Source organism: Abyssibius alkaniclasticus, assembly GCF_020447305.1.
In the GTDB taxonomy this organism is placed as follows: domain Bacteria; phylum Pseudomonadota; class Alphaproteobacteria; order Rhodobacterales; family Rhodobacteraceae; genus Abyssibius; species Abyssibius alkaniclasticus.
The window spans coordinates 1,719,457-1,737,501 of sequence record NZ_CP095732.1; the positions used below are offsets into that span (position 1 = coordinate 1,719,457).

Consider the following 18,045-nt stretch of genomic DNA (forward strand, 5'->3'; position numbering starts at 1 on the left):
AATTAGCCGCCACCGGGTCGTTAGCTCAGTTGGTAGAGCGCTTCGTTTACACCGAAGATGTCGGGAGTTCGAGCCTCTCACGACCCACCATTTCCCCCGGATCTGCGATGCCCTTTCCCGACCTGCTCGTTTTGCGCCACGGCCAAACCGAATGGAATGCCGCGGGGCGCCATCAGGGCCAGCTTGATTCGCCGCTTGCACCGCTTGGCCTTGCGCAAGCCCGCCAGCAGGGCGAAATTCTGGCGCGGATGAACCTGAAGGGCTGGCAGGCGGCGTGCAGCCCGTTGGGGCGCGCGGTTGAAACGGCCAAAATCGCGCTGGCAGATACAGGGCTGGTGCCGCGCCTTGATGACCGCTTGCGCGAGGTGCATTTTGGGGCGTGGCAGGGGCTGACCGCGAATGAGATTGCCGCAAAATGGCCCGCCTTGGGCGCTGACAGGCACGACCCGTTTGCATGGAACTTCCGTTCACCCGGTGGCGAGCGGTTCGAAGATATGGCCAGGCGCGCGCAAAGCTTTCTGGATGGCTTGAGCCAGCCGACCGTTGTGATTGCGCACGGCGTTTTCTTGCGCGTGCTGCGCGGGCTTTGGCTTGGCATTGGGCCGGATGCGATGCGCCATCTGGACGGCGGGCAGGGTGTTGTCCATCAGCTCCATTCCGGGCAGCAGACGCGACATGGCGGCGATGTTTAATTTCGCCAATCTTCCCCGATATCCGCTTGACGCTTGGCGCGCGCCTCTCTAAACACCCTCTCACGCCTTGGCATTGCCAGGGCGGATTTCGAATGCAATGAGCGGTTGTAGCTCAGTTGGTTAGAGTACCGGCCTGTCACGCCGGGGGTCGCGGGTTCGAGCCCCGTCAACCGCGCCATTGCTTTGAAATCTGAAAATGCGCGGTTGTAGCTCAGTTGGTTAGAGTACCGGCCTGTCACGCCGGGGGTCGCGGGTTCGAGCCCCGTCAACCGCGCCACTTTCACATATTCAAACGCACCGCTTCTGTGCCGGCCTAGCGCGCCGCCAGCCGCGCCAGAACATCCTCGGCACCGATACTGCCAAGATGCTTGCCGTTTTCAACAACCGCCAGGCGTTTGCCACCGTGGGTTTGCAGCAAAGCCGCCAGATCTGCGGCGCGCATATCGGGCGGCACGCTGGGGGCGCCTTCGGTTGCGGGGGCATCATTCATGGCATCACGCGCGCGCATCAGCGGCAGGGGGTTCAGGTTGGTTACAAATTCGGCGACATAGGGCGTTGCAGGGTGCAGCACAATGTCTTCGGGTGTGCCCGATTGCACGATGCGCCCGCCATCCATGATCGAGATATGGCTGCCGATTTTCACGGCCTCTTCAAGGTCATGGCTGACAAAGACAATCGTGCGCCGCACCGAGTCCTGAAGTTCGAGCAGCTCGTCTTGCAGCTTGGCGCGGATCAGCGGGTCGAGTGCTGAAAACGGTTCATCCATCAGCAAAATCGGCGCATTGGTGGCAAAGGCCCGCGCCAGCCCCACGCGCTGCTGCATCCCGCCGGAAAGCTCGCGCACCTTGCAGGGCGCCCAGTCTGTCAGGTTCACGCGCGCAAGTTCCACCATAGCGCGCTCGCGCTGCTCGGCGGCAGGAACACCGGCAATGTCCAGCCCGAAGGCCACATTGTCCAGCACGGTCAGCCAGGGCAGTAGGCCGAATTGCTGAAACACCATAGACACGCGGTTCTGGCGCAAACGGCGCAATGCGGCGGGCGTGGCCTTGGCAATATCGGCCATTTCGGTGCCGTCATGAACCCACATCTGCCCGCGCGCCACGGGGTTCAGCCCGTTGATGGCACGCAGCAAAGTGGATTTACCCGAGCCTGACAGGCCCATCAGCACGGCAATTTCACCTTCCTGCACTTTAAGCGAGCAGTCATGCACGCCCAAAATCTGGCCGGTTTTATCCTTGATGTCCTCGCGGCTCATGCCCTTGTCCATCAGGGGCAGGGCCGCGGCGGGGTTGTCGCCAAAAACGATGTTGACCTTGTCAAACTCAATCATGGCCATGTTCATTCACTCCGCCGGAAAACCCGGTCCATCAAAATGGCCAGCACCACAATCACAAGGCCGGATTCAAAGCCAAGCGCGGTGTTGACGGTGTTGAGCGCGCGCACAACCGGGGCGCCAAGGCCGGCGGCACCGACCAGCGCGGCAATCACGACCATCGAGAGCGACAGCATGATGGTTTGCGTCAGCCCGACCATGATTTGTGGCATCGCATAGGGTAGCTCGACCCGGAACAAAAGCTGGCGCTTCGTGCAGCCAAAAGCCTGCCCGGCCTCCAGCAGGTCTTTTGGGGTGGCGGAAATGCCGAGCTGGGTTAGGCGAATGGGGGCAGGCAGCACAAAAATGGCGGTGGCAAACAGGCCGGGCACCAGGCCAAGGCCGAAAAAGATGATGGCGGGGATAAGGTAGACGAAGGTCGGCAGTGTTTGCATCAGGTCAAGCACGGGGCGCAGAAAGGCATAAAACCGCGGGCGGTGTGCGGCGTAAATGCCGATGGGCACGCCGATTGCCATGCAAACAAGGCAGGCGGTAAAGACCAGAGTCAGCGTTTCGGTTGTTTCGTCCCAATAGCCCTGGTTGACCACAAACAGCAGGCCAAGCAACACCATTACCGCTGTGCCGATCTTGCGGCGCAGCCCGTAGGTTATGGCAGTCATGACCAGAATGACAATCAGCGGATGCGGGGTTTGCAGCAGCCACAAAATGCCCTCGATCAGGTAGTTCATGTATTTGGCCATAGCATCAAACAGCCAGCCGACATTGTCGATCATCCAGTCCACAAGCTGCTTTGCGCTGCGGCCGATGGGAATTTTCGTATCGGTCAGCGCGTCAAGAATGCTTTCGAGCATGGGTTTGTCCTTGCTGAATTGTGCCAAAGCAAAACGCGCCGGGTTTTGCCCGGCGCGTTTGAGGGGGGTGGGTCAGTTCAGCGCCGCCGCAACCGCGGCCATCGCATCGCCACCATCATGGGTGGTCACACCGTCCAGCCAGGGGCCAAGCACATCGCTGTTGGCAGCCAGATAGGCGGCTGCGGCCGCTTCGGGGTCGGCACCATCGTTCAGGATCGCGCCCATGATCTCGTTTTCAAGCGCGAGGGTGAATTTCAGGTTGCCCAGCAGCGCGCCCACATTCGGGCATTCTTCGGCATAGCCGGCGCGGGTATTGGTGTAAACGGTCGCGCCGCCAAGGTCGGGGCCGAACCAGTCATCACCGCCGGTCAGGTAGGTCATGTCGATATTGGCATTCATCGGGTGCGGCTCCCAGCCCAGGAACACAATTCCCTCACCGCCGCGCGCGGCGCGTTCAGCCTGTGCCAGCATCCCCTGTTCCGAGCTTTCGATCACCTCAAAACCCTCCAGCCCGAATGCGTTTGCGGCAATCATGTCCATGATCAGGCGGTTGCCGTCATTGCCCGGCTCGATTCCGTAGATTTTACCATCCAACTGGTCGGCAAACGCGGCGATATTGGCAAAATCGGTCAGCCCGGCTTCGGCCAGCGAGCTGTTCACGGCCAGCGTGTATTTCGCGCCTTCAAGGTTTTCACGCACAGTGTCAACGGTGCCGGCTTCGCGGTAGGGGGCAATATCGCCTTCCATTGTTGGCATCCAGTTGCCAAGGAATACGTCGATATCGCCCTCGGCCATTGAAACATAGGTCACTGGCACCGACAGGAGTTTTACATCGGTTTCATAGCCAAGGGCTTCCAGCAATGTCGTGGCGACGGCGGTGGTGGCGGTAATATCGGTCCAGCCAACATCGGAAAAACGCACGGTGCCGCATTCGGCATAGGCGCCGGTTGCAAGCGTCAGGCTAAGCGCGGTCGCGCCAAGATAGGTTTTCATCAGGTCATCTCCCATAAGTTTGTTTTGTCCACCTTAGCAGCATTGACGCGGCAGGGTGAAGCGATTAGCGTTAGCATGTTTTTAATTGATCAGTCAGTCAAGCAAAAACCCCTGTCATGAAGGAAAACGTGAAATGCCAAAGCTCGGGATGGAAAAAATCAGGCGCGAAGCCCTGATTGGCGCCGCGCTTCAGGCGATTCATGCCAAGGGGTCGCTGGATGTGACTGTGGGGCAGATCGCGGCGCGGGCGGGTGTTTCAAGCGCGCTGGCCCACCATTATTTCGGTGGCAAGGAAGACCTGATTTTGGCCGCCATGCGCCACCAGCTTGTGCAGCTTGGCCAGGCCTTGCGCCAGGCGCAGGTAAATGCGCGCGGGCCCAGGGCGCGGATTTCGGCGATCATCAACGCGAATTTCGATGAAACGCAGTTCAGCGCCGAAACCGTTTCCTGCTGGCTGAATTTTTATGTCAAGGCGCAGGGCAGCGCGCCCGCCGCACGGCTGTTGCGCATTTATGTGCGGCGCTTGCGCTCGAACCTTGTGGTTTCGCTGCGGCCATTGGCGGGGGCGCGGGCGGGTGCGATTGCCGAATCCATCGGCGCGATGATCGACGGGGTCTATCTGCGCCAGGGGCTTTCGGGGCAGGCGCCCGACCGTGTTGCCGCCATTCGGATGGTCGAGAATTTTGTGGAAATGTCGCTGCGGGGGGCGCAATGAACAAGCCGAATATTCTGATATTCATGGTCGACCAGTTGAACGGCACGCTGTTTCCAGATGGCCCTGCCGACTGGCTTCACGCCCCGAACCTGAAGGCATTGGCCGCTCGTTCGGTGCGTTTTGCGCGCAGCTACACCGCCAGCCCGCTTTGCGCGCCGGGGCGGGCGAGCTTCATGTCGGGGCAATTGCCCAGCCGCACGGGGGTTTATGACAATGCCGCCGAATTTCGCAGCGATATCCCGACCTATGCGCACCATCTGCGCCGCGCGGGCTATCAGACCTGCCTGTCGGGCAAAATGCATTTTGTTGGCCCCGACCAGTTGCACGGTTTCGAGCAGCGCCTGACGACCGACATTTACCCCGCCGATTTTGGCTGGACGCCCGACTACCGCAAACCCGGCGAGCGGATCGACTGGTGGTATCACAATATGGCCAGCGTCACCGGCGCCGGTGTCGCCGAAATTTCCAATCAGATGGAATATGACGATGAGGTCGCCTTTCATGCCCGCGCCAAGGTGTATGACCTTGCGCGCGGCAAGGATGAGCGGCCGTGGATGCTGACCGTCAGCTTCACCCACCCGCATGACCCCTATGTCGCGCGGCGCAAATACTGGGACATGTATGCGGATTGCGCCCATTTGCTGCCCCAGGTTCCGGCACTGGACTATGCCGACCATGACAGCCATTCGCAGCGCATTTTCGATGCGAATGACTGGCGCAGCTATACAATCGAAGATGAACATATCCGCCGCGCGCGCCGCGCCTATTTCGCCAATATCAGCTATCTGGATGACAAGATCGGCGAGGTGATGGAGGCGCTGCGCGGCACGCGGGCCGAGGAGAATACCATCATCCTGTTCGTATCGGACCACGGCGACATGCTGGGTGAACGCGGGCTTTGGTATAAGATGAACTTCTTTGAAGGTTCATCGCGCGTGCCGCTGATGATTGCCGGCGCGGGGCTTGCACCGCAACGCATCGACACGCCCGTCTCTACAATGGATGTCACCCCGACGCTGGCCGATCTGGCGGGTATTGATCTGGCCGAGGTGATGCCCTGGAGCGATGGCGAAAGCCTGCTGCCGCTGGCGCGCGGCACGGGCGGGCATGGGCCGGTTTGCATGGAATATGCCGCCGAGGCGAGCATCGCCCCGCTGGTGTGTGTGGTGGATGGCGATTGGAAATACAGCGCCTGTTGGGCCGATGCGCCGATGGCGTTCAACCTGGCCGATGACCCGCACGAGTTGACCAGCCGCGCCGATGAAGCTGGAGAACTGGCCGCTTTCGTGGCCGAGAAATGGGATTTGCAAGCCTTTGACGATGCCGTGCGCGCCAGCCAGGCGCGCCGTTGGGTTGTTTACGAGGCTTTGCGCAACGGCGCCTATTTCCCGTGGGATTTCCAGCCGCTTCAAAAAGCATCCGAGCGGTATATGCGCAACCATATGGATTTGAACATCGTCGAATCTTCCAACCGATTTCCAAGGGGCGAATAATGCGCGCACAACCCAAAGCCAGCCATTTCATCAATGGCGAATATGTCGAAGACACGGCAGGCCGCGTGATCGAATGCATCTATCCGGCTACCGGCGAGGTGGTTGCCAGGCTGCATGCCGCAACGCCTGCCGTGGTTGAACGCGCGCTTGCAGCCGCCAGGGTCGCACAGGCTGACTGGGCCGCGCGCAAACCTGTGGAACGCGGGCGCATTCTGCAGCGCGCCGCCGCCATCATGCGCGAACGCAACCACGCCCTTTCGGTGCTGGAAACGCTGGACACCGGCAAACCGCTGCAAGAAACCCTGGTCGCCGATGCAACATCCGGTGCCGAGGCGCTGGAGTTTTATGGCGGCATGATTGCCAGTGTCACCGGCGACTATATCCCGCTTGGCGGTGATTTTGCCTATACAATGCGCGAAGCACTTGGCGTGTGCGTGGGCATTGGCGCCTGGAATTACCCCACGCAAATCGCCTGCTGGAAGGGCGCGCCGGCGCTGGCCTGCGGCAATGCGATGATCTTCAAACCTTCGGAAACCACCCCGCTATGCGCGCTGCAGGTCGCCGAAATTCTGCACGAGGCTGGCTTGCCCGCCGGGCTTTACAACGTCGTGCAGGGCTATGGCGATGTTGGCGCGGCGCTCATTTCCGATGCACGCGTTGACAAGGTTTCGCTTACAGGCTCGGTGCCGACAGGCCAAAAGGTGGCCGCGCTGGCGGCGGGCGGCATGAAGCATGTGACAATGGAGCTTGGCGGCAAATCCCCGCTGATCGTGTTTGACGATGCCGATATCGAAGCCGCGATTGGCGGTGCGATGCTGGGCAATTTCTATTCTGCCGGGCAGGTCTGCTCCAACGGCACGCGGGTTTATGTGCAGGCAGGCATCAAGCAGAAATTCCTGGCGCGGCTTGCAGAGCGCACCGCCGCCATGATTATGGGCGACCCGATGGATGAGGCCGTGAATTTCGGGCCGATGGTTTCTGCCGCGCAGCAGGCCAAGGTGATGGACTATATCGCCATTGGTAAGGGAGAGGGCGCGCGGCTGGTTGCAGGCGGCACCGCCCCGAAGCTGCCCGGCTTCGAGGCGGGCTGCTTCATCGCCCCCACGGTCTTTGCCGACGTGACGGATACTATGCGCATCGCGCGCGAGGAAATTTTCGGCCCCGTCATGTGCGTGCTGGATTTCGAGGATGAGGCCGAGGTGATTGCCCGCGCCAATGACACCGAATTCGGCCTGTCGGCCGGTGTGTTTACCGCCGATCTGACCCGCGCACACCGGGTGATTGGCCAGCTTGAGGCAGGCACCTGCTGGATCAACGCCTATAATCTTGCGCCCGTTGAAATGCCCTTTGGTGGCAGCAAAATGTCGGGTGTGGGGCGCGAGAATGCGCGCGCGGCGATTGAGCATTATAGCCAGGTCAAGTCGGTTTATGTCGGTATGGGTGGCGTGGATGCGCCCTGGTAAGGGTGCCGCGCCAAGGGGAAACGAGGCTCTCCCGCCCACGGAAACTGCATCCAAGATGCAGGCCCGCGGTTGGGCCGGGCAGATTGCGCGCGGGCGCAATCTGCCAAGACAGTCCAGGTGTTAGGATCAGACGATGAACGCGGATTTTGTGATTATCGGGGCAGGCTCGGCAGGCTCGGCTCTGGCCTATCGGCTAAGCGAGGATGGCGCGCATTCGGTGTTGGTGCTGGAGTTTGGCGGCAGCGATATTGGCCCCTTCATCCAGATGCCTGCCGCCCTGTCCTACCCGATGAACATGCGCCGCTATGACTGGGGCTTTGAAAGCGAGCCGGAGCCGCATTTGGGGGGGCGCCGCCTTGCAACCCCGCGCGGCAAGGTGATTGGCGGGTCATCCTCCATCAACGGCATGGTCTATGTGCGCGGCCATGCGCGCGATTTTGACCATTGGGCAGAACTGGGCGCCGATGGCTGGGCTTACGCCGATGTGCTGCCCTATTTCAAACGCATGGAGCATTGGCACGAGGGCGGGCATGGCGGCAATCCCGCCTGGCGCGGCACGTCCGGCCCGCTGCATGTTACGCGTGGTCCGCGCAAGAACCCGTTGTTTGAAGCCTTTGTAAAGGCGGGAGAACAGGCCGGGTTCGAGCGCACCGACGATTATAATGGCGAGAAGCAGGAAGGCTTTGGCCCGATGGAGCAGACCGTGTGGCGCGGGCGGCGCTGGTCGGCGGCCAACGCCTATCTGCGCCCGGCGCTCAGGCGCAAAAACTGCAACCTTCTGCGCTGTTTCGTGCGCCGCGTGATCATTGAAGAGGGTCGCGCAACGGGGGTAGAGGTTGAGCGTGGCGGCAAGATCGAGGTGATCAGGGCCAACCGTGAGGTGATTATCGCCGCCTCGGCCATCAATTCACCCAAAATCCTTATGCTTTCGGGGGTCGGGCCTGCCGCGCACCTGGCCGAACACGGCATTGATGTGCTGGCCGACCGCGCCGGCGTGGGCCAGAACCTGCAAGACCATCTGGAGCTTTACATCCAGCAGGCCAGCACCAAGCCCATAACGCTTTACAAGCACTGGAACCTTGTTTCCAAGGCCTTTATCGGCGCGCAATGGCTGTTTACCAAAACCGGGCTTGGCGCGTCGAACCAGTTTGAAAGTGCTGCCTTTGTGCGTTCGGCTGCGGGAGTCGAATATCCCGATATCCAGTATCACTTCCTGCCAATGGCCATTCGCTATGATGGCAAGGCGGCGGCGGAAGGCCACGGCTATCAGGCGCATGTCGGCCCGATGCGCAGCGCATCACGCGGGGCGGTAACCCTGGCCAGCCGCGACCCGAAGGCCGCACCGCGCATCCGGTTCAATTATATGAGCAAGGCTCAGGATTGGGCCGATTTTCGCCACTGCATCCGCCTGACGCGCGAAATTTTCGGCCAGGCGGCGTTTGACGAGTTCCGCGGCATAGAAATCCAGCCGCGTGCGCATGTGCAAAGCGATGACGCGCTTGATGACTTTATCCGCGACCATGCCGAAAGCGCCTATCATCCTTGCGGCACGGCGCGTATGGGCCGGGCAGATGACCCGATGGCCGTGGTCGACCCGGAATGCCGGGTGATTGGTGTCGAGCGGCTGCGTCTGGCCGATAGCTCGGTCTTTCCGCGCATAACCAACGGCAATCTGAACGCGCCCTCGATCATGGTCGGGGAAAAGGCGGCAGACCATATTCTGGGCAAAGCCTTGCTGCCAGCCAGCAATGACGAACCCTGGATCAACCCGCGCTGGAAAGAGGCGGACCGCTAAAGATCGCAGACGCCTTGCAGGGCGACCCATGACTGATCGTCCAGTGCCAGCGGCTGGGGGGTTTCATCCTCTATTCCCAGTGCGGCCGTGCTTATGCGCGCGGCGCGCAGCATCTCGGCGGCACGCGCCGGGTTATGGCCGTGCGGGGCGCTATGCAGCGCCGCCAGCAGCGCCTGGTCATCGGGCCATCCACGCAGCAAAAAGCCCATGACCTGCCACAAATCCAACCCGTCGAGCAGTTTGCGCATGGGGTCGTCGCCCGCGCCGCTGGTTTCGGCCAAGGCAATTTCGGCAGCCAGCGCTTCAGGGGTTGCAAGCCGCTCGATCAGTTTGCGGCCAATGACGAAGGTGCCATCGGGCAGGGCAAGCAGGGCGGGGCCAGCCCCTTCGATGAACACGATCGCGCGCGGGGCACTGCCTGGGTAAAGCCGGGATGACAGAAGCGCCAGGGCGCGGCTGGCCTGCACGGTTTCGCATTGCCGCCCCAAACGCTCGGCCAGCTTGTCCGACAGGGCGCGCGCACGCACGGGTGGTGTGTTGCTGGCGATCTGGGCGCGCAGCATGTTGGGCACCTTGGCCACGCCCAGCCCGATGGCCACGACCAGTCCGCAGGCAATCAGCGTTTTCCAGACCGGGGTTTTGCGCCTGGGCTTCGGGCGGTTCAGCGCAGCGGAGACGGTTTCAATCGCCTCGATCATCAGCGGATCGGTGATCAGCAAAGTTTCTTCGGCATCATCATCAACCGCATAGAGGCTGGCCTCTTCATCCTGGGCGATGCGGCGCAGCGCCGACAACGCCCAATGAGCCAGCGTTTCGTCTTGTAACGAGGTGATGTTCAGCGTGGCCTTGCCAAAACCGACCACAACCTCACGCAGGGGCGCATCGGGCTCGGCGCGCCAATGGCCGATGGCTTCCAGCCGTTCAAACTTTCGCAACGCGGTCATTCATACTCATCCTAAGCCTTGCCCTGACTAGCCGCATTCGGGGCCATGCTGCAAGGCTGGCGTTGACAAGTTGTGCCAAAACGTCACTTTCTGGGCCGGCGGGCCGTTCACGCCAATGCAGGAGAGCAGTTATGAATAGCGCGGTTTTGCGCAGCGGTATGCTGATCGTTGCGGGCATGGCGATAATTGGCCTGATCGACAACTTCGTTTTCATCATCATGCGCGAGGCGAGCCTGTGGCAGTTTCATGCTTTTCGCACATTGCTCAGCCTGCCGCTCATCTGGCTTGTCGCGCGCTTCCTGAAGCTTGCAACGCGCCCGAAACGGCCTTGGCGTGTGGGCTTGCGCAGCCTTGTTCTGGCCATTTCGATGATGCTGTATTTTGGCAGCCTGCCGCTGATGCCCATTGCCCAGGCGGGGGCGGGCCTGTTTACCGCGCCCATTTGGGTGCTGGTGTTTTCTGCCCTGCTGTTTGGCCAGCGTATCGGCCCAAGGCGGCTGGTTGCCGTGGCCATTGGCAGCCTTGGGGTCATCGCCATCATGCGGCCCGATGCGGCGAATTTTTCGGTGTTCACGCTTATGCCCGTGGCGGCGGGGGCGTTTTATGCGCTGGCCAATATTCTGGCGCGGCGCTGGTGTGCCGACGAGCCCACGCTTGGCGTTCTGGCCGGATCATTCGCGGCGCTTGGCCTTGTTGGTGCCGGCGCCATGCTGGTGCTGACCCTTGTGCCGCTGCACCCCGATATGGCCGACCCCGCCGCTTTTCTGATGCGCGGCTACGCGCCGCCAACCCCGGCTTTCTGGTGGTGGACTTTGGTGCAGGCGGTCGGTTCATTGCTGGCCGTCGGGCTGGCCACGCGCGCCTATCAGGGCGCCGATACCAGCTATGTGACGATCTTTGAATATTCCTTCCTGCTCTTTGCCAGCTTCTGGGGCTGGCAGTTGAATGATCAGGTGGTCGATATGCGCGGGGCGCTTGGCCTTGCGCTGATCATTGCAGCAGGCGCAATTGCCGCTTACAGCGCCGAACGGCGGGCCGCTGTTTCATGATCATCTGCCACAGCCACCGCTTCATCTACATCCACCCGCCAAAAACCGCGGGCACGGCAGTTTCTGTGGCGCTTGGCGCGTTATGCGGGCCGGATGATGCGCAGATCGGTGACTGGCCGGGCGCAAGCTATGCGCAGCCTGAGGCTTTGAAAGGGCTTGGCAAACACGCCCCGCTGGCCATGCTGAAGGCGCGGACCATCTGGAGCGATATTTCCGAGTATCGACGGGTGCTAAGCACGCGCAATTCCTGGGACAGGATGGTGTCGTTCTACCACTGGGCGCGGGTGCAGGATTTCGAGCATATCCAAATCAAAATCGCCAAAGAACATGACTTTGCGGGGTTTCTGCGGCATCGGCGCATACAGAACAGCTTTCGCACCGCGCCCTATCGCAACTATATCGCCACGCCGGATTTTACGCTTGCTGCTGAGAATCTGGGTGAAGGATTGGCCGGGCTTGGTGCGGCCTTGGGGGTAGACCTTTCTGCACCCGAACGCATAAACGCATCGGGCCGCCAGCGTGACTGGCGGCCCTATTATTCCAACGAAACCCGTGCGCTTGTGGCCGATATTTGCGCAGTCGACATATCCGATCATGGCTATGAGTTTGACGATGCGGCGCGCCTTCAGGCGGCAGCGGCCGGCGCAAAGCGGGTATAGAAGCCTTCGCCCTTTTCGGCCAATTCGCGCAGCAAGGCTGGGGCTTTGAACCGCGCACCATGTGCCGCCTCAAGGCTGTCACACAACTCAACCGCCTTGGCGGCACCGATCATATCGAGCCAGCTGAACGGGCCGCCCGACCAGGGCAGATAGCCCCAGCCAAGAATGGCACCGACATCGCCTTCGCGGATATCGGTCAGCACGCCTTGTTCGAATGCGCGCACGGCTTCCAGCGTTTGCACCATAACTAGGCGGTTCTTCACCTCGGCAAAATCGGGCTGCTCGGCTGCCTGTGGCCAGTGTTCGGCCAGACCGGGCCAAAGCTGCCTGCGCTTGCCCTTGTCGTCATAGTCGTAGTAACCCGCCCCCGATTTGCGGCCAAGGCGGCCCAGTTCATAGAGTTTGAACAGCACCTCATCGGCCCTGGCGGCGGCTTCGGGGTAATCCGCACCCATCGCGGCCCTTGTCGCCTTGGCGATTTTCACACCAAGGTCGATCGAGGTTTCGTCGTTCAGCTGCAAGGGGCCAACGGGCAGGCCAAGCTGCTGGGCGGCATGTTCGATCAGCGCGGGGTTCACGCCCTCGGCCACCATCATCACACCCTCGTTGATATAGGGGATGATGCAGCGATTGGCGTAGAAGAACCGCGCATCATTCACCACAATCGGGGTTTTGCGGATTTGGCGCACGAAGTCGAGCGCCTTGGCCACCGCACGATCGCCCGTGCCCTTACCCTTGATGATTTCGACCAGTGCCATTTTATCAACCGGCGAAAAGAAATGGATGCCGATAAAATCATCCGGGCGGGAGGAGGCTTTGGCCAGCGAGGTGATGGGCAGGGTCGAGGTGTTGGTCGCAAAAACCGCACCCTTGCCGATAACCGCCTCGGCCTTTGCAGTCACCTCAGCCTTCACGCCGGGGTCTTCAAACACCGCCTCTATGACCAGGTCACAGCCTGCAAGAGCTGCGTAATCGGTGGTGGGCAGAATGCGCGCAAGCACCTGTTCCTTCTTTTCAGCCGTGACCTTCTTGCGCTGCATCCCCTTGTCGAGAATTCCCGCCGCATGGGCCTTGCCGCGCTCGGCCGAAGCCTGTTCGGCGTCGATCAGCACAACCTCTATGCCCGCATTGGCGGCGACATAGGCAATACCGGCCCCCATCATGCCCGCCCCCAGCACGCCAAGCTTCTTCACGCTTTCATCGCCAATGCCAGCCGGGCGCACCGCGCCTTTTTCAAGCGCGGTTTTGTTGATGAACAGGCTGCGGATCATGGCAGAGGAGGTCGGGTTGCACAGGATGCTGGTAAAATGGCGGGCTTCGATGCGAATGGCGGTGTCAAACGGCACGAGCGCGCCTTCATAGGCGGCGGCCAGCATGGCCTGGGCGGCGGGGTATACGCCATTGGTATTGGCATGAACCATTGCCGATGCGCCGACAAATGTCATGAAGCCAGCCGGATGATAGGGCGCACCGCCGGGCATTTTGAAGCCCTTGGCATCCCAGGGTTTCAGAATGTCGGCATCGGTCGCCGCCAACACCCAGGCGCGGGCGGCGGCAACCGGGTCATCGGCAACCTCGTCAATGATGCCCGCCGCAGCCGCGCGCGCCGGGTCAAGCAATTTGGCCTCCAGCAGGAAGGGCGACGAGGCCATCAGCCCAAGCTTGCGCGAAAGCCGCGTCGTGCCGCCCGCGCCGGGGAAAATGCCAACCTGAATTTCCGGAAAGCCGATTTTCGCTTTCGGGTTGTTGGCGGCAATGATCCGGTGGCAGGCCAGCGGAATTTCCAACCCGATCCCAAGCGCCGTGCCGGGCAGGGCGGCGACGATCGGCTTGCCGCCCTTGTTGGTTTTGGGGTCCATCCCGGCGCGCTCGATCTTGCGCAGAATGCCGTGGATCTGCATCAGCCCTTCAAAGACACCCTTGGCCGGGTTGTTGCCCGCCGCTTCCTTCATTTTGGCGATGATGTTCAAATCCATCCCGCCTGCAAAATCAGCCTTGCCGGAAGTGATGACACCGCCCTTGGCCCCCGCATCGGCCAGCAACTGGTCGATACAGGCATCAAGCTCCGCCCAGCCCTGCATGGAAAGCACGTTCATGGATTTGTCGGGCACATCCCAGGTGATGATCGCAACACCATCGGCGCCAAGCTTATAGGTAAAATCAGCCATGTTATCTCTCCCCCGGCTCAAACGCGTTCGATGATTGTGGCCGCACCCATGCCGGATGCGATGCACAGCGTGGCAAGGCCGGTGCCTTTGCCGCTGCGCTCCAACTCATCCAGCAGGGTGCCGATCAGAATGGCGCCCGTTGCCCCCAGCGGGTGGCCCATAGCGATAGAGCCGCCATTGACGTTGACCTTGTCGCTATCGACGTTGAAGCGCTGCATGAAGCGCAGCACGACCGAGGCGAAGGCCTCGTTCACCTCGAACAGGTCAATATCCGAAATGCTCATCCCGCTATCGGCCAGAATTTTTTCGGTCACGGGCACGGGGCCTGTCAGCATGATCGTCGGATCGGTGCCGATTTTGGCGGTGGCGCGGATGCGCGCGCGAGCTTTCAGCCCGTATTTCGCACCAAATTCCTTGTTGCCGATCAACACAGCGGCCGAGCCATCCACAATGCCCGAGCTGTTGCCGGCATGGTGGATATGGTTGATCCGCTCCAAGTGTGGATATTTCAGCAGGGCGATTTTATCAAAGCCGGGCATCATCTCGCCCATATCCTTGAAGCTGGGTTTCAGCGCGCCGAGGCTTTGCATATCGGTGCCGGGGCGCATGTATTCGTCGCGCTCGATGATCGGCAGGCCGTTCTGGTCACTGATCGTTACAACCGATTTCGCAAAGCGGTTATCGGCCCAGGCCGCCGCCGCGCGGCGCTGGCTTTCAACGGCCAAAGCATCGGCATCATCGCGGGAAAACCCGTATTCGGTGGCGATGATATCGGCCGAAATGCCCTGCGGCACGAAATAGGTTTTCATGGCAAGGCTTGGGTCCACGGCAATCGCAGCCCCGTCGCTGCCCATTGCCACACGGCCCATCATTTCAACCCCGCCAGCAATATAGCCCATGCCGGCCCCGCCCTTCACCTGATTGGCGGCAAGGTTCACGGCCTCCATGCCGCTCGCACAAAAACGGTTGATCGCAAGGCCAGGAATGCGTTCATCGAGGTCCGACAGCAGCACAGCGGAGCGCGCAAGGCAGCCGCCCTGTTCGCCCACTTGCGTGACATTGCCCCAGATCACATCTTCCACCGCATGGCCATCAAGGCCGTTGCGGTCTTTCAATGCGTTCAGCACGCGCGCCGAAAGCGCCACCGAGGTGACTTCGTGCAGGCTGCCATCGGGGCGGCCCTTGCCGCGCGGGCTGCGGATTGCATCGTAAATATAGGCTTCGGTCATCGGGGTCTCCTTCAGGCGGTGCCGGGCAACGGGTGGCCGGGCATAAGGTCGTATGGGTGTTGCCAGTTTGGCAGGGCTTCAAGGCGGGTAAGCCAGGCATCGATATGCGGCAGGTTTGCGCGCTCAAAGCCAAAGGGTTCCGGGTAGAACAGATAGGAAGAACAGCACAGATCGGCCAGAGTCGGCGCGCTGCCAACCATCCAGCCACGCCCGTTCAAATGATTGTTCAGAATGGTCAGCGCCGCCTTGCAGCGACCAAGCAGAAAGCTGTTCACGGCCTCGTTGCGGTGCTTTTCGGGCAGGAAGTTGAGCATAAAGCGCGTGGTGCCGAACTGGCTGGAGCCTTTGTGATTGTCCCACAGCACCCAGCGCAGAACTTCGCGCGCATCGGCCTCGTTTGCCGGGGCGAACTGCCCGGTTTCCTTAACCAGATAATCCAGTATCACGCCCGATTGGCTAAGCTTGACATCGCCATGCACCAGAACAGGGCATTCGCCCATGCTGTTGATTTGCCGATATTCCGGGCTGCGCGCCTCGCCCGCGAAGAAATCCACAAAGCGCGGCGACCAGTGCAGGCCGGCAAGGTTCAGATAGCTTGCAACCTTGTAGGAATGCCCGCTTTGGGCAAAGCAGTAGAGCGTGTAATCAGTCATCGGTCTTCCCCTTTTCGCCGGATGTCGGCGCGCCGTAGATCGCAATGAAATCCCGAAAGGCGGCATCAAGCTTGTCGGGGTCGGCAAACTGGTCGAGCTGTTCGAGCAGCACCACCAGCAGATAGTTGTTCCCCAGCCCGTAACGCGCGCTCAACCCCCGAAGGCGCGTATAGGCGTCCTCCGTCAGGTTCATGCTGCGGCGCACGGGCAGGGGGAGCGGCCTGGCCATCAGAATGCCTCGGCCGGCAGGTCCATCACCGGTGCGGCCCCCGACATGATGCGCGCCAGATTAAGCTGCGTTTCTGGCATGATCCGCGCCATGAAATAGCGCCCGGTGGCCAGTTTCGCTTTGTAAAAGGCGGCATCGCCCGTGCCTGCGTCCAGTGCCGCCTTGGCGGCAATCGCCATGCGCGCCCACATCAGCCCAAGGGCGACATGGCCAAACATGTGCATGAAGTCGTTCGAGCCTGCCAGCGCGGCATTCGGGTCTTTCATCCCGGCCTGCATGAAATACATCATCGCGGCCTGCAAATCCTTGCTGCCGGCTTTCAGCGGGTCAAGGAACTGCTCTTTCAGCTCGGCATCGGCTGCGTTGTCCTTCAGGAAATCCTTCACCATTTCAAAGAAGGCCATAGCGTGCTTGCCGCCATCGCTGGCCAGCTTGCGGCCCACAAGGTCGAGCGCCTGAATGCCGTTGGCACCTTCATAGATCATCGCAATGCGGGCATCGCGCACGAACTGGCTCATGCCCTGTTCTTCGATATAGCCGTGGCCACCAAACACCTGCTGGGCCTTCACGGCACTGTCAAAACCCTTGTCGGTCAGATAGCCCTTGATCACCGGAATCAGCAGCGAAAGCATTCCATCGGCATCTTTGCTGCCGGTCGATTTATAATCATCGAGCATGGTTGCCCCCCACAGCGCAAAGGCGCGCGCGCCTTCGACAAAGGCTTTCTGGTCAAGCAACATGCGGCGGATATCGGGGTGAACGATCAGCGGGTCGGCGGGGCCATCGGGGTTTTCGGCGCCGGTTACTGCGCGGCCCTGCAAACGATCTTGCGCATAGGCTGCGGCGTTCTGATAGGCCACAACCGCCTGCCCAAGCCCCTGCAGGCCCACGCCAAGCCGGGCCTCGTTCATCATGGTGAACATGGCGCGCAGCCCTTTATGCGCATCGCCGCACAAATAGCCGGTGGCCCCGTCGTAATTCATGACACAGGTGGCATTGCCGTGGATGCCCATCTTCTCTTCGAGCTTGCCGACAGACAGGTTGTTGGCCGCGCCAAGCGCGCCATCATCGCCCACCATGATTTTGGGCACGATGAACAGGCTGATGCCCTTCACGCCCTCCGGCCCACCCGGAATTTTGGCCAGCACGAGGTGGATGACGTTGTCGGCCATGTCATGATCGCCCGCCGAGATGAAAATCTTCTGGCCGGTAATCTTGTAGCTGCCATCGTCTTGCGGTTCCGCCCTGGTGCGCAGCAGGCCAAGGTCGGTGCCGCAATGCGGCTCGGTCAGGTTCATGGTGCCTGTCCATTCGCATGTAACCATTTTGGGCAGGAATTTGGCCTTTAGCGCGTCTGAAGCATGGGCGTGGATGGCGGAATAGGCGCCATGCGTCAGCCCGGCATACATGTTGAACGCCATGTTCGAGGCGACCGAAAGTTCACCCACGGCGGTCGACAGCACATGCGGCATTCCCTGGCCGCCATAGTCGGGGTCACAATCCAGCCCCGTCCAGCCGCCTTCGCGCAAGGTGTCAAACGCCGCCTTGAAGCCTTCGGGCGTGCGCACAACACCGTTTTCTAGCACACAGCCCTGCCGGTCGCCCACCTCGTTGAGCGGCGCAAAGACATCGCGCGCCAGCTTGCCCGCTTCTTCCAGCACGGCCGAGGTAAAATCGGCGGTCAGGTCTTCATAGCCGGGCAGGGCGCTGTCTTGCACTTTCAGCACCTCGTGCAGCACAAAGCCAAGATCGTTGAGCGGGGCGTTATAGATGGGCATC

General features: G+C 61.1%; 16 protein-coding genes and 3 tRNA genes. 10 read left to right on the plus strand and 9 right to left on the minus strand.

The window, feature by feature from the left end; translation table 11 throughout:
* Nucleotides 1-14: 14 nt before the first annotated feature.
* The 4 genes from LGT41_RS08555 (at nt 15) to LGT41_RS08570 (ending at nt 969) form a co-directional block, all read left to right on the plus strand.
* Nucleotides 15-90: transfer RNA gene (locus LGT41_RS08555), tRNA-Val, on the plus strand.
* Between the two features lie 17 nt (nt 91-107).
* Nucleotides 108-692: a histidine phosphatase family protein gene (locus tag LGT41_RS08560; protein WP_274126453.1), complete on the plus strand. Its 585-nt coding sequence runs from the start codon at nt 108-110 to the stop codon at nt 690-692.
* 101 nt (nt 693-793) lie between these two features.
* Nucleotides 794-870 (plus strand) — tRNA-Asp (locus LGT41_RS08565).
* 22 nt (nt 871-892) lie between these two features.
* A tRNA-Asp gene (locus tag LGT41_RS08570) sits at nt 893-969 on the plus strand.
* Between the two features lie 36 nt (nt 970-1,005).
* On the opposite strand, the gene choV is transcribed toward LGT41_RS08570, so the two are convergent.
* The 3 genes from choV to choX form a co-directional block, all read right to left on the minus strand.
* Nucleotides 1,006-2,028: a choline ABC transporter ATP-binding protein gene (gene choV / locus LGT41_RS08575; RefSeq protein ID WP_274126454.1), complete on the minus strand. Its 1,023-nt coding sequence runs from the start codon at nt 2,026-2,028 to the stop codon at nt 1,006-1,008.
* Nucleotides 2,029-2,030: 2 nt separating this feature from the next.
* Nucleotides 2,031-2,876 (minus strand): choline ABC transporter permease subunit, encoded by an 846-nt coding sequence (gene choW, locus LGT41_RS08580; RefSeq protein ID WP_274126455.1) that lies wholly within the window; start codon nt 2,874-2,876, stop codon nt 2,031-2,033.
* A 72-nt stretch (nt 2,877-2,948) separates the two neighbouring features.
* On the minus strand, nt 2,949-3,869 hold the full coding sequence (choX, locus tag LGT41_RS08585) for a choline ABC transporter substrate-binding protein (RefSeq protein WP_274126456.1): 921 nt from the start codon (nt 3,867-3,869) through the stop codon (nt 2,949-2,951).
* Nucleotides 3,870-4,002: 133 nt separating this feature from the next.
* Between choX and betI the strand changes: the two genes are divergently transcribed.
* From betI to betA, 4 genes are all read left to right on the plus strand, one after another.
* Entirely contained in the window at nt 4,003-4,584 is a 582-nt protein-coding gene (gene betI / locus LGT41_RS08590; protein ID WP_274126457.1) for a transcriptional regulator BetI, read from the plus strand.
* Nucleotides 4,581-6,077 carry a choline-sulfatase gene (betC, locus tag LGT41_RS08595; RefSeq protein ID WP_274126458.1) on the plus strand — a complete coding sequence of 499 codons (1,497 nt, stop codon included), beginning with the start codon at nt 4,581-4,583 and terminating at the stop codon, nt 6,075-6,077. The genes betI and betC overlap by 4 nt, the downstream gene beginning before the upstream one ends.
* The gene (gene betB, locus LGT41_RS08600; protein WP_274126459.1) at nt 6,077-7,540 is read left to right on the plus strand and encodes a betaine-aldehyde dehydrogenase; all 1,464 of its coding nucleotides are present in this window, start codon (nt 6,077-6,079) and stop codon (nt 7,538-7,540) included. Before betC ends, betB begins: the two co-directional genes overlap by 1 nt.
* Before the next feature lie 133 nt (nt 7,541-7,673).
* Entirely contained in the window at nt 7,674-9,335 is a 1,662-nt protein-coding gene (gene betA / locus LGT41_RS08605) for a choline dehydrogenase (protein ID WP_274126460.1), read from the plus strand.
* On the opposite strand, the gene LGT41_RS08610 is transcribed toward betA, so the two are convergent.
* On the minus strand, nt 9,332-10,279 hold the full coding sequence (locus LGT41_RS08610) for a hypothetical protein (RefSeq protein WP_274126461.1): 948 nt from the start codon (nt 10,277-10,279) through the stop codon (nt 9,332-9,334). The genes betA and LGT41_RS08610 overlap by 4 nt on opposite strands.
* A 131-nt stretch (nt 10,280-10,410) precedes the next feature.
* Between LGT41_RS08610 and LGT41_RS08615 the strand changes: the two genes are divergently transcribed.
* Nucleotides 10,411-11,328: a DMT family transporter gene (locus tag LGT41_RS08615; RefSeq protein ID WP_274126462.1), complete on the plus strand. Its 918-nt coding sequence runs from the start codon at nt 10,411-10,413 to the stop codon at nt 11,326-11,328.
* Nucleotides 11,325-11,987 carry a Type II secretory pathway, pullulanase PulA gene (locus LGT41_RS08620; protein ID WP_274126463.1) on the plus strand — a complete coding sequence of 221 codons (663 nt, stop codon included), beginning with the start codon at nt 11,325-11,327 and terminating at the stop codon, nt 11,985-11,987. Before LGT41_RS08615 ends, LGT41_RS08620 begins: the two co-directional genes overlap by 4 nt.
* Here LGT41_RS08620 and LGT41_RS08625 read toward each other — a convergent pair.
* Genes LGT41_RS08625 through LGT41_RS08645 form a run of 5 tightly spaced genes read right to left on the minus strand, consistent with a single transcriptional unit; the run spans nt 11,954 to nt 18,044 of the window.
* Nucleotides 11,954-14,155 carry a 3-hydroxyacyl-CoA dehydrogenase NAD-binding domain-containing protein gene (locus LGT41_RS08625; RefSeq protein WP_274126464.1) on the minus strand — a complete coding sequence of 734 codons (2,202 nt, stop codon included), beginning with the start codon at nt 14,153-14,155 and terminating at the stop codon, nt 11,954-11,956. The genes LGT41_RS08620 and LGT41_RS08625 overlap by 34 nt on opposite strands.
* Nucleotides 14,156-14,172: 17 nt before the next feature.
* A complete protein-coding gene (locus tag LGT41_RS08630) occupies nt 14,173-15,384 on the minus strand; it encodes an acetyl-CoA C-acetyltransferase (RefSeq protein WP_274126465.1) in 1,212 nt (403 codons plus the stop codon).
* Nucleotides 15,385-15,395: 11 nt separating this feature from the next.
* Complete coding sequence (locus LGT41_RS08635) at nt 15,396-16,037, minus strand: glutathione S-transferase family protein (protein ID WP_274126466.1); 642 nt, start codon at nt 16,035-16,037, stop codon at nt 15,396-15,398.
* Nucleotides 16,030-16,266 carry a hypothetical protein gene (locus LGT41_RS08640; protein WP_274126467.1) on the minus strand — a complete coding sequence of 79 codons (237 nt, stop codon included), beginning with the start codon at nt 16,264-16,266 and terminating at the stop codon, nt 16,030-16,032. Before LGT41_RS08640 ends, LGT41_RS08635 begins: the two co-directional genes overlap by 8 nt.
* Entirely contained in the window at nt 16,266-18,044 is a 1,779-nt protein-coding gene (locus tag LGT41_RS08645; protein ID WP_274126468.1) for an acyl-CoA dehydrogenase C-terminal domain-containing protein, read from the minus strand. Before LGT41_RS08645 ends, LGT41_RS08640 begins: the two co-directional genes overlap by 1 nt.
* Between the last annotated feature and the right edge of the window lies 1 nt (nt 18,045).

Coding starts and splice junctions, on each gene's coding strand:
- betB (WP_274126459.1), top strand. CDS start 6,077: ATGCGCGCACAACCCAAAGCCAGCCATTTCATCAATGGCGAATATGTC.
- LGT41_RS08615 (WP_274126462.1), top strand. CDS start 10,411: ATGAATAGCGCGGTTTTGCGCAGCGGTATGCTGATCGTTGCGGGCATG.
- LGT41_RS08625 (WP_274126464.1), bottom strand. CDS start 14,155: ATGGCTGATTTTACCTATAAGCTTGGCGCCGATGGTGTTGCGATCATC.
- LGT41_RS08640 (WP_274126467.1), bottom strand. CDS start 16,266: ATGGCCAGGCCGCTCCCCCTGCCCGTGCGCCGCAGCATGAACCTGACG.
- betA (WP_274126460.1), top strand. CDS start 7,674: ATGAACGCGGATTTTGTGATTATCGGGGCAGGCTCGGCAGGCTCGGCT.
- LGT41_RS08645 (WP_274126468.1), bottom strand. CDS start 18,044: ATGCCCATCTATAACGCCCCGCTCAACGATCTTGGCTTTGTGCTGCAC.
- LGT41_RS08610 (WP_274126461.1), bottom strand. CDS start 10,279: ATGACCGCGTTGCGAAAGTTTGAACGGCTGGAAGCCATCGGCCATTGG.
- LGT41_RS08635 (WP_274126466.1), bottom strand. CDS start 16,037: ATGACTGATTACACGCTCTACTGCTTTGCCCAAAGCGGGCATTCCTAC.
- choV (WP_274126454.1), bottom strand. CDS start 2,028: ATGGCCATGATTGAGTTTGACAAGGTCAACATCGTTTTTGGCGACAAC.
- LGT41_RS08630 (WP_274126465.1), bottom strand. CDS start 15,384: ATGACCGAAGCCTATATTTACGATGCAATCCGCAGCCCGCGCGGCAAG.
- LGT41_RS08620 (WP_274126463.1), top strand. CDS start 11,325: ATGATCATCTGCCACAGCCACCGCTTCATCTACATCCACCCGCCAAAA.
- betI (WP_274126457.1), top strand. CDS start 4,003: ATGCCAAAGCTCGGGATGGAAAAAATCAGGCGCGAAGCCCTGATTGGC.
- choW (WP_274126455.1), bottom strand. CDS start 2,876: ATGCTCGAAAGCATTCTTGACGCGCTGACCGATACGAAAATTCCCATC.
- betC (WP_274126458.1), top strand. CDS start 4,581: ATGAACAAGCCGAATATTCTGATATTCATGGTCGACCAGTTGAACGGC.
- LGT41_RS08560 (WP_274126453.1), top strand. CDS start 108: ATGCCCTTTCCCGACCTGCTCGTTTTGCGCCACGGCCAAACCGAATGG.
- choX (WP_274126456.1), bottom strand. CDS start 3,869: ATGAAAACCTATCTTGGCGCGACCGCGCTTAGCCTGACGCTTGCAACC.